Below are 16593 nucleotides of genomic sequence, written 5' to 3'. Positions count from 1 at the left end.
CCAGTAGCATCGGCAGCCTGGACGCGAGGAGCCGATGATGCGAAGTAAACTGGATGCCTGTCTCGATGCGGTCAATCAGGTGCTGCTGGGCAAGGAAGGGCAGGTGCGCCTGGCACTGGCCTGCCTCCTGGCCCGTGGCCACCTGCTGATCGAGGATCTGCCCGGGATGGGCAAGACGACCCTCAGCCACGCCCTGGCGCGCGTGCTGGGGTTGAGCTTTCAGCGGATCCAGTTCACCTCCGACCTGTTGCCCGGCGACATTCTCGGCACCTCGGTGTTCGACAAGGAAAGCGGCCAGTTCGTCTTCCACCCCGGGCCGATCTTCGCCGAGCTGGTGCTGGCCGATGAGATCAACCGCGCCACGCCCAAGAGCCAGAGCGCGCTGCTTGAAGCCATGGAGGAGGGCCAGGTCACCATCGAAGGTGCCACCCGGCCCTTGCCCGAGCCGTTCTTCGTCATCGCCACGCAGAACCCGGTGAGCAGCGGCGGCACCTTCGCCCTGCCGGAATCGCAGCTCGACCGCTTCCTCATGCGTTTGTCGCTGGGTTATCCGGCGCAGGCTGCCGAACGGGCGCTGTTGCTGGGGGATGCACGGCGGGATCTGCTGCCGCGCCTTGAACCTATCCTCGATCATGCCGAACTGGCCCGCCTGCAGGCCGAGGTGCCCAAGGTGCGTGCCAGTGACGCCCTGGTGGATTACGTGTTGCGCCTGGTCGAGGCAACGCGCAGTCAGCCGCAGTTCGCCTGGGGCCTGTCGCCGCGCGCCAGCCTGGCCTTGCTCGCGGCGGCACGGGCCTGGGCGTTGCTGGCCGAGCGCGACTACGTGATCCCCGAAGATGTGCAGGCGGTATTGCCGGCCGTGGCGGGGCACCGCCTGCGCGAGCGCGCCGACCCAACTGGGCATGGCGGCGGCAGCCTGGTGCAATGGCTGCTGCGTGAAGTGCCTGCGCTCTGATGCGCCGCCTGCTCAAACCGTATTGGTCACGCTGGTTGGCCCGGCGCATTCCGCCGGCAGCCAGCGTGCGTCTCGATCAGCGGCGTATCTTCATTCTGCCCAGCGCGGTGGGCGGCATTTTCGCCCTGGTGCTGCTGCTGATGTTGCTGGTGGCGATCAACTACCAGAACAGCCTGGCCTATGGCCTGACCTTTCTGCTGGCGGCGGTATTCGTCGTCGCCATCTTGCATACCTATCGCAATCTGGCCGGCCTGGAGCTCAGAGCCGGTGGCGCGGCGGCGGCATTCGTCGGTGAGCAGGCCGCATTTCGCCTGCGCCTGCACAGCCAGGGCCGTGAGCACCAGGCCGTGGCCCTGGGCTGGCCACCGGCCGCCTTGCAACTGGCCGACGTGCCGGCGCAGGGGCAGGTGGAGCTGGAACTGAGCCTCGCCACCGAACGGCGCGGCTGGTTACGACCGCCGCGCTTGCGTGTCGAGAGTCGCTTTCCGCTGGGGCTGCTGGTGGCCTGGAGCTGGGTCGACCTGGATCAGCCGGTGCTGGTCTACCCGCGCCCGCTGGAAGGTGAGCTGCCGCTGGCCGCAGGGCTGGCCGAAGAGGAAGAGGACGGGCAGCAGGTGCGCGGCCAGGGTGCCGACGACTTCCAAGGGCTGCGCAGCTATCAGCCGGGTGACTCCAAGCGCCGCCTGGCGTGGAAGGCCTATTCCCGTGGCCATGGCTTGCAGGTCAAGGAGTTCGCCACGCTCAGCGGGCGCGAGCCATGGCTGGACTTCGACAGCCTGGGCGGCGACCTGGAAAGGCGCCTGTCGCTGCTCTGCCACTGGGTGCTGCAGCTCAGTGCTCGGCAGCAGCCGTTCGGCCTGCACCTGCCCGGGCAGGTGATCGAAGTTGGGCAGGGTGACGCGCACCGCGAACGTTGTCTGCGTGCCCTGGCGCTGTTTGGGAGCAAGTGATGAGCCAGCCACTGATCCCGCGTATCGCCCTGACCTGGCTGCTGGTGGCACAGGTGCTGGTGATCGCCCCGCACTTGCTGCATCTGCCGCTGTGGGTGGCGGGGCTGTGGCTGGTCGCGGCATTCTGGCGGGTGCAGATCTTTCGCATGCGCCTGCGCCATCCCGACAATCTGGCCAAGGGCCTGTTGCTGGCTGCGGTGATCGGCGGCATCTTCGCCTCACGGGGGACGCTGGTGGGCATGGAAGCGGCCACCGTGCTGCTGATCTGCACCTTCATCCTCAAGCTGGTGGAGATGCGCAGCCGGCGCGATGCCCTGGTGCTGATCTTCCTCGGTTTCTTCTGCGTGGTGACCTCCTACCTGTTCGAGGACGGTATTGTTGCCGCCCTGTACAGCCTGCTGCCGGTTCTGGCATTGCTGGCGGCGCTGCTTGGCCTGCAGCAGAGCGCCTTTGCCCGGCGCCCCTGGGCCACCTTGCGCCTGGCGGCCAGCCTGATGCTGCAGGCCGTGCCTCTGATGCTGCTGTTGTTCCTGTTCTTCCCGCGCCTGGGGCCGTTATGGTCACTGCCAATGCCCAGCGACAAGGGCATCACCGGGCTGGCCGAGAGCATGACACCAGGGGATATCGCCGAGCTCAGCCGCTCCCCGGCGCTGGCCTTTCGCGCCAGCTTCGACGGCCCCATGCCGCCACGCAGCGAACTCTACTGGCGCGCCCTGACCCTGGAGCATTTCGACGGTCGGCGCTGGTCGCAGTCCGGCCAGGCGGCCATCCCTCGTGCCCCGCAGTGGCAGGCCCGTGGTGAGACGGTCGAGTACAGTATCGTCATGCAGCCGAGCAACAGGCCCTGGCTGTTCACTCTGGACGTGGCCCAGATCAATCCGGAAGACAGCCGCATGATGAGCGATTTTCGCTGGCAGCGGCGCAGCCCGGTGGATCGTCCCTTGCTCTACCAGGCGCGCTCCTGGCCACAGGCGCTGCGCGAGGCACAGGCCGATCCGCAACTGTTGCGGCGCGACCTGCAACTGCCGTCAGAGGGGGAGCCGCGCACCCGTGAATGGGCCGAGCAGCTCAGGCGCCAGTATCCGCAGGACGATGCGCTGGTCGCGGCGCTGTTGCAGCATTTCAAGCGCCAGCCCTATCACTACACCCTGCGCCCGCAACCCCTGGGCCAGAATGCCATCGACGCTTTTCTCTTCGACACTCGTGCCGGCTTCTGCGCGCACTATGCCGGGGCCATGACCTTCGTGCTGCGCGCCGCCGGTATTCCCGCAAGGGTGGTGGCCGGATATCAGGGTGGCGAGCTGAACCCCGGCGGCAATTACCTGCTGGTGCGTCAGCTCGATGCCCACGCCTGGGTCGAGTACTGGCAGCCAGGGCAGGGCTGGCGCAGCGTCGACCCGACCTTCCAGGTGGCGCCGGAGCGGGTCGAGCAAGGGCTCGCAGAGGCTTTGGGAGAAGACGAAGCCTTTCTCGAGGATCAGCCCTTCTCGCCATTGCGCTATCGCAACCTGACCTGGCTCAATCAGTTGCGCCTGCAATGGGATAGCCTCAACTATGGTTGGCAGCGCTGGGTGCTGGGCTACCAGGGCGAGCAGCAGGTGCAGGTGTTGCAGCGCTGGTTCGGCAGCCTGGATTGGCAGCGCCTGGCACTGGCGCTGGTCGGTAGCGGAGCCTTGCTCGTCGGGCTTCTGGCACTCTGGCTGCTGAAGCCCTGGCAGCGCCGGGAGGATCCGCAGCGCCAGCTCTGGCGTCGCTTCCAGCGTATGCTGGCGCGCCACGGGGTGATGCCAACTGCGGGCGAGGGCATGCGCAGCTATGCTGCGCGTGCCGAGCGCGCTCTACCCGAACAGGCGGTGTTGATTCGCACCTTCGCCGAGCAATACGAGCGCCAGCGTTATGCCGGGCAGGCCATACCGGCTGCGGTGTTGCGACGGATCTTGCGTGAGCTGAGGCGGGCCTTGCCATGGCGTCGCCGTGTTGTAGCCAAAGAGAGGGAGTGAGGTGATGAGCGCTTTCGTCGATAGCACTGTCGAGCAGCTTCTGGCGCTGCAGGTGCGTTTGTATGCCTGTCGTGCGCGCCTGGTAGAGGCCACCGACGATGAGGCCCTGCACGATCTGCGGGTTACCTTGCGGCGGATGCGCAGCCTGCTCAGGCCCTTGCGTGGCCTGCCCACGGTGGACACCCTGGAACAGGCCGCTGCCGCCTTGGGGCGCCTGACCGGGCCATTGCGTGACCGCGAGGTGCTGCAGGCGCAGTTGCGCCAGCTCGGCGCGGGCGCCCCGGCCGATGCCATGGTCCGCGAGCTGGCGCCACGGCGGGCCGAGGTGGCCCTTACCCGGGAACTGGAGGATCTGCTGGCATTGCTCGATGCCTGGCCACAGCGTTGGCGCCAGGCCGCTGCCAATGCCGAGCTGGATCACCTGCCGCGTCGCATCCAGCGCCGCTTGCAGCGCCAGCAGCAGCGTCTGGCGTTGGCCCTGCGCGACCCGGCGCACGACCGCCATCGGCTGCGCCTGTTGATCAAGCGGGTACGCTACGCCGCCGAGGCCTACCCGCGGGAGTCTGGGCTGAGCCGCCGTGCACTGGCGCATTTGAAGCACGCGCAGGGCGCGCTGGGTGACTGGCACGACAACCTGCAATGGCTGGCCCTGGCGGAAACGGAATCTGCGCTCGCGCCTTACCGGGCAGTCTGGCAAGCGGCGATGCAGGCCGCCGAGCAGCAAGCCGACGACAGCCTCCTGGTATTGCGGGTGGACTTTGTTCTGGCCGACTGAGCGCCGAACCTAGGCTGGGTTCGCACTGGGCGCGACGGTGATATTTTCCCCGTCTGTTTGGCCGATGTGGCCTGCTGGCCAGGGCATCACATGCCCTAAGATCAGAGCCTTTCCCGTATTCGAGGTATTCATGACCTTTTCCGAGTTGCTGCAAGCTGTGCGCAACCAACCCGACGCATTGCTGATCCCCGCTACCTGGGCCCAGGGCCGTGCCGGTTTCGGCGGCCTGGTCGCCGCGCTGGCCTACGAGGTGATGTGCGCCAAGGTGCCGGTAGGGCGCCCTGTGCGTTCCTTGGCCATCACCTTCGTTGGACCGGTGGTGCCTGAGGTGCCGGTATGCTTCGAGGCCGAGGTGCTGCGTGAGGGCAAGGCGGTCAGCCAGATGGCCCTGCGCGCGACCCAGGAGGGGCAGGTGGTGACCCTGGTGCAGGGCAGCTTCGGTGCGGCGAGAGAGTCTGCAATCGAAGTGGCGCCGCTATCGGCACCGAGCATGAAGGCGGTGGAGCAGTGCCAGGAGCTGCCCTACATCCGCAATGTCACCCCCGAATTCACCCGTTACCTGGCCATGCGCTGGGGGATCGGCGGCATGCCCTTCAGCAACAACCCCTCACGGCAGATGGGCGGTTGGGTGCGTCTGAAGGGCGAAACCGAAGCGCAAGCGCTTACCGAGGCGCACCTGCTGGCCCTGGTCGACGCCTGGCCACCTGCCGTGCTGCAGCATCTGAAGAGCCCGGCTCCGGGTAGTTCATTGACCTGGACCATCGAGTTCGTCCAGCCGCTGCATGACCTGAGCACCGAGCAATGGTGCCTGTACCACGCTGAGATCGAGCACGCGCGCGATGGTTACGGCCATGTCGCTGCCGGGCTGTGGAGCCCGAGCGGCGAGTTGATCGCACTGAGCCGGCAGACGGTCACGGTGTTCGGCTGATCACAGCTTGAGCTGACCGATGGCGCGGCTGAGCTGGCCCGCCAGTTCGGCCAGTTGCTGGCTGGTGGCGGCGGACTCCAGGGTCTGCCCCACGGTCTGCTCGGTGACGTCGCGGATGCCCACCACCGAGCGGCTCATTTCCTCGGCCACCTGGCTCTGCTGGTTGGCCGCCACAGCGATTTGCGTGTTGCTTTCGCGCATCAGCGCAACGGCCGCGGTGATCGCAGCCAGCGACTCGCCCGCTTCCTGAGCAAGCTGCACGCAATGGGTGGCGTTCTCTGAACTCTCGCGCATGAACTCCACGGCATCGCGGGTGCCGCCTTGCAAGTTGCCGATCATCTGGGTGATCTCATCGGTTGAGCTCTGCACACGTTTGGCCAGATTACGCACCTCATCGGCCACCACGGCGAAGCCGCGACCCATTTCGCCAGCCCGCGCCGCCTCGATGGCAGCATTGAGTGCCAGTAGATTGGTCTGCTCGGCGATGCCATGGATCACCGCCACCACCTGGCTGATGCGCTGGCTGTCCTCGGCCAGGCGCTCGATGCTGCCGGCGCTCTGGCGTACCCCTTGCGACAGGGCGTCGATGGATTGCTCGACGCGCTCGACCACCTGCTGGCCAGCACGGGCGAGCTGATCGGCGCTGAGCGACTGGTCACGGGTGGTGCTGGCGTGTTCGGCGATGTGCTGCACCGTGGCGGACATCTCGTTGATCGCGGTGGCGGCCTGGTCGGTTTCGCTCTGCTGGGCGAGCATGCCCTGGCGCACACTACCCATGTGTCGCGCCAGGCTGCTGGTGCCGCTGTCCAGTTCACCAGCCACCTGGCCCACGGTGCCGACCACGCGCTGGTAACCGGCCTGCATGGCGTTGAAGGCGGCGGCCATCTGGCCTACTTCGTCGCGGCTGGAGAGCGGTACACGCAGGGACAGGTCGCCACTGCGCTCGGCCTGCAGCATGACGTCCTTGAGCGTGTTGAGGTGGCTGAGCAGAAAGCGGATCAGCAGTTGCGAGGCCGCCAGCAGCAGGAGCATCAGCAGGGCGACGGCCAGTGCATAGCTGGCGGCATGCTCGCCGAACAGTTGCAGCAGACTTGGCGCCTTGACCTGCAGCGCAGCCTGGCGGCCGTCGGCCAACTTGAACCGCTGCGTACCAATGCTCGGTGAGTCGCTGAACCAGGCATCATGCTGCAGCGCTTGCCAGCCACTGGTATCGGCTTGGCCAGTGGCCTGGTCGAGGACTTTCAGTTCGGCCAGTTGCGGCAGGGGGCTTTGCGCTGGCCATTGCTGCAGCAGGCGTGCCTGCTGGCTGGCGGCCTGACGGGCGTCGTCGATGCGGGCCGATCGTTCGATATGCAAGGCGAACAGTACCAGCATCAGGGTGATGGCGAAGGCGACGGCGTTCACCGCCCAGAACTTGTATTTGAGGGAAAGATTGCTGATCCAGGCGCCCATGCTCATAGAGTCCATTTTCTTGCGATGATTATTAGGGTCTGTTGCCGTTTCGACGCGAGCCGCGTTGCTGCGCCAAATTGCGCCATGGCCGGGCGGCGTTCCGCGAGGCGTGGGATGCAGGTAATGGTCGTTCCCTTGCCAAATCCCACAACGACGCATGGCGCAATTTACCGCGCAACCCGCAGGGACGGGCCAGTTTTTGCGTGGTGCGTCGTTACTCGACGGCTCATTTGGGCGACCAAACTTCGCGTCTCGCGCCTAGCCCCACGCAAAAACTGGCTCCGTCGCGGCCGTGCGCGAAACGGCAACAGACCCTAGCTATTTGCCATCATTATGCCTCAGGCATCTGTCGGCGGCTTGACGTCAATCAAAGGTCGGCTGCGGCAACCTCAAGTATGGTCGGTAATGCGAAGAAGTCGCGAGCGGTTGCGCTGGTTTGTTTGGCCAGTGCTTCCTGGCTTTGCTGGCGGTGCAGGGCGACCTCGCGCAGCACCTCGGTGAGGAAGGCCGGTTCGTTGCGCCCGCTCTTGGGTTTGGGCCGCAGCGTGCGGGGCAGCAGGAAGGGCGAATCGGTTTCCAGCATCAGGCGCGCGCCGGGTATGTCCTTGAGCAGTGGGTGCAGGTGCGTGCCGCGCCGTTCGTCGCAGACCCAGCCAGTGATGCCGATGTGCAGGTCGAGGTCGAGATAGGCATACAGCGCCTTGCGCTCTCCGGTGAAGCAATGCACCACGGCAGCCGGCAGATGGTCGCGGTAGTCGCGCAGTATCTCCAGCAGACGCTGGCTAGCAGCACGCTCGTGGAGAAACACCGGCTTGCGCAACTGTGCCGCCAGCGCCAGTTGCGCCTCCAGGGCCTTTTCCTGCAAGGGGCGGGGTGAGAAGTCACGGTCGAAATCCAGGCCGCATTCGCCAACGGCGCGCACCTGGGGTTCGGCGAGCAGATCCTGCAGGGCATTGGCGGTCGCGGCGTTCCAGCTACTGGCATCGTGCGGGTGCACCCCGGCGGTGCTGAACAGGCGCTGGCCGCCAGCGTCCAACTGTCGGCAAAGCGCCAGGCTGGCCTCGCTTTCGGCGACACTGGTGCCGGTCAGCACCCACTGGCAGACACCGGCTGCCTGCGCGCGTTCCAACAAGGCCTCGGCCTGCGGAGCCAGGCTGGGGTGGGTGAGATTGACGCCGATATCGATGAGCTGCATGGTGCCACCTGAGCATTACCTGGGCGGAGCATAACAGATCTCCTCCGCCGCTCAGAAAAGCCATCATTTACAGGAACTTGTGTCGTGTTTTTAAGGTTGGAGAGAGCTTCGAGGTGGCGCAGTTCACCCAAGCTGTGCGACCCTCCGCCACCTTTTCGCTGGCCGGCGAAGCCTTCGTCGGCACCCATGGAGACCGCTATTGCGCCTGCTGCTGATCCTCTGCCTTCTGGCGCTCTTGCCGCTGCCCGCCAGCGCGCGCCTGGCCGGGCCGCCAGAGGTCAGTCGTCAGCCTAGCCAGAGTCGCGATCTGCCGGCGATTCGCAGCAGCGGCGAGTTGCGTGTGCTGGTCAACCAGAGCCGCAACAGCTCGGGTTCGGTCAAGGGACAGAGCATTGGCGTCGAGTACCATCGACTGCGGGCCTTCGAGCAGTACCTCAACCGTAATGCGCGCGATGGACGCAGCCTGACCCTGAAGGTGATACCCAAGGCCAAGGATCAGCTCCTGGCCGCCTTGCAGCGAGGCGAAGGCGATCTGGTCGCGCCCGGCGAGTTGCTCAGCGTGCGTACCGGGCATGATGTCAGTGCCAGTAAGGCGATTCGTCGCGAGGTACCGCTGGTGCTGGTATCCAAACAGGGCAACCGGCATTACCGCAGCTTCGAGCAGTTGGCCGGACGCAGCCTGTCGCTGCCTGCCGGTAGCGCCGTGGGCGAGTCGCTGCGCGAGATCAATCAGCGCCTGGTCGAGCGCAAGTTGCCGCCTATCGTGGTGGAGTGGGTCGACCCCAGCCTGGCGGTGGAGGACGTGCTGGAGATGGTGCAGGCGGGCATCTTCGAGCGTACCGCCGTGGAGCTGCCGATCGCAGAACGTTGGGCCAAGGTGATGCCCAAGCTGCGCGTCGACCGCCATCTGGTGTTTGCCAGTGAGGGGGAGATGAAGTGGTTCGTGCGCCCGGATGCGCCCATGCTGCGCGCGAGCATCGACCGTTTCCTCGCTGGCTATCAGGCGCCGGCCGATCAGGACGCCACCTTCCAGCGTGTCTATCGTCGTCTGTACAAGGTGCATTCGCCGTTCGGTCGCACCGAGCGGCAGCGCCTGGAGAAAGTGCGACCGGTGTTGCAGCATCATGCTCAGCAGAACGATCTCGACTGGCTGATGCTGGCAGCGCTGGCCTTCAAGGAGTCGACCCTGAACCCGGCGGCCCGTGGTGCCAGCGGCGCCACGGGGCTGATGCAGATAACTCCGGCGGCGGCGCGCAGTGTCGGTGTCAGCAATATTCAGAGCCTGGCCGGCAACGTCCAGGCCAGCAGCAAGTACCTGGCGAAGATCCGGCGCAACTTCTTCAACAGTGCTCAGCTCAATGAGCGCGAACGCATGGCCTTCGTCCTGGCCGCCTACAACCTCGGTCCGCAGCGGGTGCAGGGACTGCGCGCTGAGGCGCGGCGGCGCGGCCTCAACCCCAACCAGTGGTTCTTCCAGGTGGAGCGGGTGGCCATGGAGCAGATGGGCATGGGCGTGGTGAGCTACGTCAATGCGGTCAACAAGTACTACTTGGCCTATGACCGGGAGCGTTATTCGTTGGAGCCGCAGGGGCGGCGAGTCACGGCCAAGTAAGAATCTAATTTATCGATATTTTTTAGCGGTATTTTCCGTTTTTATTATCGATAGAGTTGGATGATTCTAGGCTCCGTCAACCCCATCCACCAAGGAACTCCCGCAATGAACGCACTGCTCAAGAACATCACCGCGACCCAGGCCGGCTTTGGCATCACCTTGCTGCGTATCGTCACCGGCCTCATCTTCGCCGCTCACGGCTCGCAGAAACTTTTCGGCTGGTTCGGCGGCTACGGCCTGGCGGGCGTGGCGCAGTGGATGGAAAGCATCGGCCTGGCCCCGGGCTACCTGATGGCGCTGATGGCCGGTAGTGCCGAGTTTTTCGGTGGCCTGGCACTGATCATCGGCCTGCTGGTACGCCCGGCGGCGGCGGTGCTGGGGGTGACCATGTTGGTGGCGATCTTCAGCGTGCACCTGGCCAATGGCTTCTTCATGAGCAACAACGGCTACGAATTCGCCCTGGCGCTGCTGGCCATCAGCGTTGCGCTGGTGTTCGAGGGCGCTGGCAAGCTGTCGCTGGATGGCAAGCTGGCCCGCTGATTTCCCTAGGCTCTGTACGAAGAGTCGTCGAGCGAAGGTCAGGCAAGGCGAAATCACTCGAAGAAGCGCAGTTTACGCGTTGTAAATGAGCATTCTGAGAGCGATTTCAACGCAGCATCACCGAGCGCAGGCACTTTTCGTACAAAGCCTAATGCTGCGAAGAGGCCCGCCCTGTGCGGGCCTCTTGCGTTCAGGAGGGGATGGTGAGGGCGTAGATGTGCGGTGCGCATAGCGCACCCTACGCCTGTTCGGCCTTTTTCTCCTGGGCGGTGACGTGCTGGGCCAGCTCGATCATCTGCTCGCGCATCCAGCGGTTGGCCGGATCCTGGTCGGTGCTTTCATGCCAGTAGAGGTGAGTTTCCAGAGAGGGCACATCATTCACCGGCAGCTCGACGTGGTGCAGGTTGTGACGGCGGGCGAAGCGCGATGGCACGGTCATGACCATGTCGGTCTGCTGCATCACGCTACTAGCCATCAGGTAGTGCTGTGAGCGCAGGGCTATACGGCGCTGAATGCCCATCTTGCCCAGGGCCAGATCCACGTAACCCAGGCCGCTGCGCCGGCTGGAGATGTGGATGTGGGTCAGCGACAGGTACTCGTCGAGGCTGATCCTTTCCTTGGCCAGCGGGTGACCGAGGCGCATGGCGCAGACGTAGCGATCTTCCAGCAGCTTGACATGCCGCACCTGCGGGTCGGTGTTGAGGGGCACGTCGACGGCGAAATCCAGCCGCCCGGCGGCCAGCTCCTTGGTGGTTTCGCGGCGCTTGGCGAGAAAGCTCTCGATGCACACGTTCGGCGCCAGGCGGCGAAGGCGCTGGAACAGCGGCGGCAGGAGAATCTGCTCGGAGAGGTCGGTCATGCTGATGCGGTAGGTCTTGCCGGCCTGCTGCGGGTTGAAGGTTCGGCTTTCCTGCACCGACACGCGTAGGAGCTGCAGCGCGTTGCGCACCGGGCCGATGATGTTCTGCGCCATGGGGGTGGGCACCATACCCTGGGCGGTACGCACGAACAGCGGATCGTTGAAGGTTTCGCGCAGGCGGGCGAGGGCGTTGGAGACGGCCGGCTGAGTGATGCCGACGATCTGTCCGGCTCGGGTCAGATTGGCTTCGGTGTAGATGGCGTCGAATACGATGAAAAGGTTGAGATCCACCTTGGTCAGGTTCATGCCGAAAGCGCTCCAGAGGGTCTTGTTATGGGGCGATCATATATCGGTTATGAATGTTCATACACGCTGAAAATAGGTTCGATAAATTTTCTATGCTGCTCTAGCATGATTTTCACGACTTCACCTACAGCTCTCTCGGAAGGTATCGCCATGAATTTCGCTTACTCCCCCAAGGTTCAAGAACTGCGTGAGCGCGTCACGGCGTTCATGGAGGCGCATGTCTATCCGGCCGAGGCGCTGTTCGAGCAGCAGGTGGCCGAAGGGGATCGCTGGCAGCCCACGGCGATCATGGAAGAGCTCAAGGCCAAGGCCAAGGCCGAGGGGCTGTGGAACCTGTTCCTGCCCGAGTCGGATTATGGCGCCGGCCTGAGCAATACCGAGTATGCGCCGCTGGCCGAGATCATGGGGCGATCGCTGATCGGTCCGGAGCCGTTCAACTGCGCCGCGCCGGATACCGGCAACATGGAGGTGCTGGTGCGCTACGGCAACGAGGCGCAGAAGCAGCAGTGGCTGGAGCCGTTGCTCGACGGCACCATCCGTTCGGCCTTCGCCATGACCGAGCCGGGTGTGGCTTCCTCTGACGCCACCAACATGCAGGCCAACGCCCGTCGCGAGGGTGACGAATGGGTGATCAACGGCCGCAAGTGGTGGACGTCGGGCGCCTGCGACCCCCGCTGCAAGGTGATGATCTTCATGGGCCTGACCAACCCGGACGCCCCCCGTCACCAGCAGCATTCGATGATCCTGGTGCCGATGGATGCCCCTGGCGTCACCGTGCTGCGCCCGCTGCCGGTGTTCGGTTACGACGACGCCCCGCATGGCCATGCCGAGGTGCTGTTCGAGAACGTGCGCGTGCCTTACGACAACGTGCTGCTGGGCGAGGGGCGCGGCTTCGAGATTGCCCAGGGCCGCCTCGGCCCAGGCCGTATCCACCACTGCATGCGTTCGATCGGCATGGCCGAACGTGCCCTGGAGCTGATGTGCAAGCGCGCCGTGAGCCGTACCGCCTTCGGCAAGCCGCTGGCACGCCTGGGCGGCAATATCGACCATATCGCCGACTCGCGCATGGAAATCAACCAGGCGCGTCTGCTGACGCTCAATGCAGCGTTCATGATGGATACCGTGGGCAACAAGATCGCCGCCAGCGAGATTGCCCAGATCAAGGTGGTGGCGCCCAACGTCGCGCTCAAGGTGATCGACCGGGCGATCCAGATGCACGGCGGGGCCGGCGTCTCCAACGACTTCCCGCTGGCCTACTGGTACGCCATGCAGCGCACCCTGCGCCTGGCCGACGGCCCGGACGAAGTGCACCGCGCGGCCATCGGCAAGTACGAGATCGGCAAGTACGTGCCCCGCGAGATGATGAAAGCCAGCCGTTGAACAGGACGAGGCCCGCGATTGCGGGCCTCGCCATTTTCGCTAGGGTCAGTGCTGGGGCGATTGCCCTTGGTCGCGTGTCTTGAGCAGGGACAGCAGCACGCCACCGCCCAGCAGGCCCAGGGTCACGGCGAGGGAGAGCAGGGCAGGCACCTTGAACAGATCGTGGAGGAAGATCTTGCCGCCGATGTAGATGAGCACCAGGGCCAGTGCGTACTTGAGGTAGACGAAGCGGTGCATCAGCGCCGCCAGGGCGAAGTACAGTGCGCGCAGGCCGAGGATGGCGAAGATGTTCGAGGTGTAGACGATGAACGGATCCTGCGAGATGGACAGTACCGCCGGCACACTGTCCACGGCGAACACCAAGTCGGCCAGCTCGATCAGCACCAGGGCCAACAGCAGCGGTGTGGCATAGAGCAACGCCTTGCCGCTGGCCTGATCCTGCAGACGCACCAGGAAGCGGCCACCATGCAGCTCGTCGCTGACGCGGACGTGCTTGCGCACGAAGCGCATCACTGGGTTCTGCGCCAGGTTCGGATGGCTCTCCTCGTCGCCACTGCGCAGCATCTTGATGCCGCTGAACAGCAGGAAGGCGCCGAACAGGTAGAGGATCCAGTCGAACTGCTGCACCAGAGCCGTGCCTAGGCCGATCATGATGGCGCGCAGCACGATCACCCCGAGAACGCCCCAGAACAGCACACGGTGCTGATAGCGGCGAGGGATGTTGAAGTAACCGAGGATCATCGCCATGACGAATACGTTGTCCATCGACAGCGATTGTTCCACCAGAAAACCGGTGTAGTACTCCATGGCCTTGATGGCGCCTAGCTGCCACCAGATCCAGCCACCGAAGGCGACGCCGACGCTGAAATAGCCTGAGTACAGCAGCAGGCTTTCGCGCATCTCGATCTCATGCTGATCGCGATGCAGCACGCCGAGATCGAGCACCAACAGGAAGATGATCAGCAGCAGAAAGGCCAGCCAGAACCAGCCAGGTGTGCCGAAGATGGGGGATGTGAAAAAGGCAAGTGGAGCGTCCATGAGCTCTCCCAATGTCTGCCTGAGTCGAAAGAATTCACTCAGTGACTCCGACATCACGGTGAGAGGCTCACCGCCAGAGGGGCCCGGCGTCACGCGTGGCGAAGACTAGCGTCGAGTCGAGATTCTGCCAATCCCCCCCGTGAGGGATTATTTTGGGTTGATTGCAGCTTAGGGGGAATGCTTTGGTTGATACCGGACTGGCAAGTTTGTGTGTTGGCTTGTGTTGGTGTTCTGGACGCCGCTTCGGTGTGTTCGGAAACTCCTTGTTTCGCCCCCTCGGGCGACTCACTTTTCTTTGAAGTGCGCAAAGAAAAGTAAGTAAAAGAAACGCTGGTTACTTGCCCGTCAAAAGTGACTCGCCCGTGAGGGGAAACCAAAAACATCAGCAAAAACGCGGCAATTCGGAACAAGCCCCCCAAAAAAACGACAACCGTATTGCCAGTCCGGTACCAACCAAGCACTCCCCCCAAAGAATGGGAAGAACCGCAAAAAATCCCTGAACTTTAGGCCTCGGCGCCGCCTCGGAATTTCAGGCCCCGGGTTTTCCGGGGCGCTCGTTTCCACCGCGCGAACACGCCGTTTGCCAGGCGCAGAGGAGCCAGGATTCATGCTGCCCCCGCACTCCATCGACGACACCCTCGCCAAGGCGCTGACCCAACCACGCCTGGCCATCGAGGCCGTGCAACCTGTGCTCGAACATGGCCGCTTCGCCGCCAAGTGCCTGTGCGGTCGGGCGCTGCCGGTGAGTGCGGTGATCTTCGCCGACGGCCATGATCAGCTCGCCGCCGATCTCCTCTGGCGCAGCGCCGGGCAGGCTTCCTGGCAGCGCGTGCCCATGCAGGCGCTGGGCAACGACCACTGGCGCGCCACGCTGCGCATCGACCAGCCGGGCCGCGCCGAATTCGCCATCGAAGCCTGGCTGGACGTCTACGCCAGCTTCCGCCAGGAGCTGGTGAAGAAGCTCGGTGCTGGCGTACCGGTGGAGCTGGAACTGCAGGAAGGCGCGCACCTGGTAAGGCGCATCTGCGCCCAGGCCCCGGAACACCTGCGTGGCGAGGTGGCGGCGCTGGTCGAGCGCATGGAGGCCGCGCAATCGCAGGCCGAGCGCGAGGCGGTGCTGATCGACCCGGCGGTCAACGAGCTGATGCGCCGCGCCGAATACCGCCCCCACCTGCTGCGCACGGCCAATTACCCGCTGGACGTGGAGCGCACCCTGGCCGAATTCGCTAGCTGGTACGAGCTGTTTCCCCGTTCGCTGGGCGAGGAGGGGCGCCACGGCACCTTCGCCGATGTGCAGGCGCGCATCCCCGAGATCGCCGCCATGGGCTTCGACGTGCTGTATTTTCCGCCCATCCACCCCATCGGCCGCAGCCATCGCAAGGGGCCGAACAACAGCCTGAGCGCCGGGCCGGACGACCCCGGCAGCCCCTACGCCATCGGCAGCGAGGAGGGCGGCCACGACGCCGTGCATCCCGAGCTGGGCAGCCTGGAAGACTTCCGCACGCTGGTGCGCGTGGCCCGCGAGCATGGCCTGGAGGTGGCGCTGGATTTCGCCGTGCAGTGCTCGCCGGATCACCCCTGGCTCAGGGAGCACCCCGGCTGGTTCAGTTGGCGCCCGGACGGGAGCATCCGTCATGCCGAGAACCCGCCGAAGAAGTACGAGGACATCGTCAACGTCGACTTCTACGCCGAGGCGACCATCCCCGACCTCTGGCTGGCATTGCGCGACGTGGTGCTGGGCTGGGTGGAGCAGGGCGTGACGCTGTTTCGCGTCGACAACCCGCACACCAAGCCGATGCCGTTCTGGGAATGGCTGATCGCCGATGTGCGCGCACGCCACCCGGAGGTGATCTTCCTCGCCGAGGCCTTCACCCGCCCGGCGATGATGGCGCGCCTGGGCAAGCTCGGTTTCAGCCAGAGCTACACCTACTTCACCTGGCGCAATACCAAGGCCGAGCTGCAGGCCTATTTCGAGCAGCTCAACCAGCCGCCATGGCGCGACTGCTACCGGCCGAACTTCTTCGTCAACACGCCGGACATCAACCCCTATTTCCTGCAGCGTAGCGGGCGCCCGGGTTTTCTCATCCGCGCCGCCCTGGCCACCATGGGCTCGGGGCTGTGGGGCATGTATTCGGGCTTCGAGCTGTGCGAGGCGGCGCCGGTGCCGGGCAAGGAGGAATACCTCGACTCGGAGAAGTACCAACTGCGCCCGCGCGATTACCAGGCCCCCGGCAACATCAACGCCGAGATCACCCGGCTCAACCAGATCCGCCGCGACAACCCGGCCTTGCACAGCCACCTGGGCTTCGCCGCCTACAGCGCCTGGAACGACAACATCCTGTACTTCGGCAAGCGCACCGAGGATCTGCGCAACTTCATCCTGGTGGCCGTCAGCCTCGACCCCTACGACGCGCAGGAGGCGCACTTCGAGCTGCCGCTGTGGGAACTGGGCCTGCCCGACGATGCCGCGCTCGACGGCGAGGACCTGATGAACGGCCACCGCTGGACCTGGCACGGCAAGGTGCAGTGGATGCGCATCGAACCCTGGCACCTGCCATTCGGCATCTGGCGCATCCGCGCCCTTCACTGAACAAGGAGCGGCC

The 16593-nt window shown here is 64.9% G+C and carries 13 protein-coding genes; 9 read left to right on the top strand and 4 right to left on the bottom strand.

Going from position 1 to position 16593, the window contains the following annotated elements; translation table 11 throughout:
- Nucleotides 1–37 precede the first annotated feature (37 nt).
- From OU800_RS12900 to OU800_RS12880, 5 genes are all read left to right on the top strand, one after another.
- A complete protein-coding gene (locus tag OU800_RS12900) occupies nucleotides 38–955 on the top strand; it encodes an AAA family ATPase (protein WP_268177682.1) in 918 nt (305 codons plus the stop codon).
- Nucleotides 955–1905 carry a DUF58 domain-containing protein gene (locus OU800_RS12895; RefSeq protein WP_268177681.1) on the top strand — a complete coding sequence of 317 codons (951 nt, stop codon included), beginning with the start codon at nucleotides 955–957 and terminating at the stop codon, nucleotides 1903–1905. Before OU800_RS12900 ends, OU800_RS12895 begins: the two co-directional genes overlap by 1 nt.
- Nucleotides 1902–3905 (top strand): transglutaminase TgpA family protein, encoded by a 2004-nt coding sequence (locus OU800_RS12890; RefSeq protein WP_330221387.1) that lies wholly within the window; start codon nucleotides 1902–1904, stop codon nucleotides 3903–3905. The genes OU800_RS12895 and OU800_RS12890 overlap by 4 nt, the downstream gene beginning before the upstream one ends.
- A gap of 4 nt (nucleotides 3906–3909) precedes the next feature.
- Nucleotides 3910–4680, top strand: a complete 771-nt coding sequence (locus OU800_RS12885; protein ID WP_268177679.1) for a CHAD domain-containing protein — start codon at nucleotides 3910–3912, stop codon at nucleotides 4678–4680.
- A gap of 130 nt (nucleotides 4681–4810) precedes the next feature.
- Complete coding sequence (locus tag OU800_RS12880) at nucleotides 4811–5608, top strand: acyl-CoA thioesterase (RefSeq protein WP_268177678.1); 798 nt, start codon at nucleotides 4811–4813, stop codon at nucleotides 5606–5608.
- Here the strand turns inward: OU800_RS12880 and OU800_RS12875 are convergent, their stop codons facing one another.
- Nucleotides 5609–6640 (bottom strand): methyl-accepting chemotaxis protein, encoded by a 1032-nt coding sequence (locus OU800_RS12875; protein WP_442964779.1) that lies wholly within the window; start codon nucleotides 6638–6640, stop codon nucleotides 5609–5611. It abuts the gene before it with no gap.
- Between the two features lie 787 nt (nucleotides 6641–7427).
- Nucleotides 7428–8255, bottom strand: coding sequence for a TatD family hydrolase (locus OU800_RS12870; RefSeq protein ID WP_268177676.1), 828 nt, complete (start codon nucleotides 8253–8255; stop codon nucleotides 7428–7430).
- Nucleotides 8256–8454: 199 nt separating this feature from the next.
- Here OU800_RS12870 and OU800_RS12865 point away from each other — a divergent pair, with 199 nt between their 5' ends.
- Together OU800_RS12865 and OU800_RS12860 are read left to right on the top strand one after the other, a co-directional pair.
- Nucleotides 8455–9867: a transglycosylase SLT domain-containing protein gene (locus OU800_RS12865; RefSeq protein ID WP_268177675.1), complete on the top strand. Its 1413-nt coding sequence runs from the start codon at nucleotides 8455–8457 to the stop codon at nucleotides 9865–9867.
- 105 nt (nucleotides 9868–9972) lie between these two features.
- Complete coding sequence (locus OU800_RS12860; protein WP_268177674.1) at nucleotides 9973–10407, top strand: DoxX family protein; 435 nt, start codon at nucleotides 9973–9975, stop codon at nucleotides 10405–10407.
- 238 nt (nucleotides 10408–10645) lie between these two features.
- Here the strand turns inward: OU800_RS12860 and OU800_RS12855 are convergent, their stop codons facing one another.
- Nucleotides 10646–11572, bottom strand: coding sequence for a LysR family transcriptional regulator (locus OU800_RS12855; RefSeq protein WP_268177673.1), 927 nt, complete (start codon nucleotides 11570–11572; stop codon nucleotides 10646–10648).
- 150 nt (nucleotides 11573–11722) lie between these two features.
- Between OU800_RS12855 and OU800_RS12850 the strand changes: the two genes are divergently transcribed.
- The gene (locus OU800_RS12850) at nucleotides 11723–12952 is read left to right on the top strand and encodes an acyl-CoA dehydrogenase (protein ID WP_268177672.1); all 1230 of its coding nucleotides are present in this window, start codon (nucleotides 11723–11725) and stop codon (nucleotides 12950–12952) included.
- 45 nt (nucleotides 12953–12997) lie between these two features.
- On the opposite strand, the gene OU800_RS12845 is transcribed toward OU800_RS12850, so the two are convergent.
- A complete protein-coding gene (locus tag OU800_RS12845; RefSeq protein ID WP_268177671.1) occupies nucleotides 12998–13990 on the bottom strand; it encodes a TerC family protein in 993 nt (330 codons plus the stop codon).
- Nucleotides 13991–14597: 607 nt separating this feature from the next.
- Here OU800_RS12845 and OU800_RS12840 point away from each other — a divergent pair.
- Nucleotides 14598–16580, top strand: coding sequence for an alpha-1,4-glucan--maltose-1-phosphate maltosyltransferase (locus OU800_RS12840; RefSeq protein ID WP_268177670.1), 1983 nt, complete (start codon nucleotides 14598–14600; stop codon nucleotides 16578–16580).
- The last annotated feature ends 13 nt before the right edge of the window (nucleotides 16581–16593 follow it).

Source organism: Pseudomonas sp. GOM7, from assembly GCF_026723825.1.
Lineage (GTDB): Bacteria > Pseudomonadota > Gammaproteobacteria > Pseudomonadales > Pseudomonadaceae > Aquipseudomonas.
Note: the sequence above shows the minus strand (reverse complement) of the source record. Positions and strands in the feature narration are given on the sequence as shown.

Bases quoted from the DNA above. Each gene is read 5' to 3' on its own strand.
- OU800_RS12900 (WP_268177682.1), top strand. From the start codon at position 38: ATGCGAAGTAAACTGGATGCCTGTCTCGATGCGGTCAATCAGGTGCTG.
- OU800_RS12895 (WP_268177681.1), top strand. From the start codon at position 955: ATGCGCCGCCTGCTCAAACCGTATTGGTCACGCTGGTTGGCCCGGCGC.
- OU800_RS12885 (WP_268177679.1), top strand. From the start codon at position 3,910: ATGAGCGCTTTCGTCGATAGCACTGTCGAGCAGCTTCTGGCGCTGCAG.
- OU800_RS12880 (WP_268177678.1), top strand. From the start codon at position 4,811: ATGACCTTTTCCGAGTTGCTGCAAGCTGTGCGCAACCAACCCGACGCA.
- OU800_RS12875 (WP_442964779.1), bottom strand. From the start codon at position 6,640: ATGCTCCTGCTGCTGGCGGCCTCGCAACTGCTGATCCGCTTTCTGCTC.
- OU800_RS12870 (WP_268177676.1), bottom strand. From the start codon at position 8,255: ATGCAGCTCATCGATATCGGCGTCAATCTCACCCACCCCAGCCTGGCT.
- OU800_RS12860 (WP_268177674.1), top strand. From the start codon at position 9,973: ATGAACGCACTGCTCAAGAACATCACCGCGACCCAGGCCGGCTTTGGC.
- OU800_RS12855 (WP_268177673.1), bottom strand. From the start codon at position 11,572: ATGAACCTGACCAAGGTGGATCTCAACCTTTTCATCGTATTCGACGCC.
- OU800_RS12850 (WP_268177672.1), top strand. From the start codon at position 11,723: ATGAATTTCGCTTACTCCCCCAAGGTTCAAGAACTGCGTGAGCGCGTC.
- OU800_RS12845 (WP_268177671.1), bottom strand. From the start codon at position 13,990: ATGGACGCTCCACTTGCCTTTTTCACATCCCCCATCTTCGGCACACCT.
- OU800_RS12840 (WP_268177670.1), top strand. From the start codon at position 14,598: ATGCTGCCCCCGCACTCCATCGACGACACCCTCGCCAAGGCGCTGACC.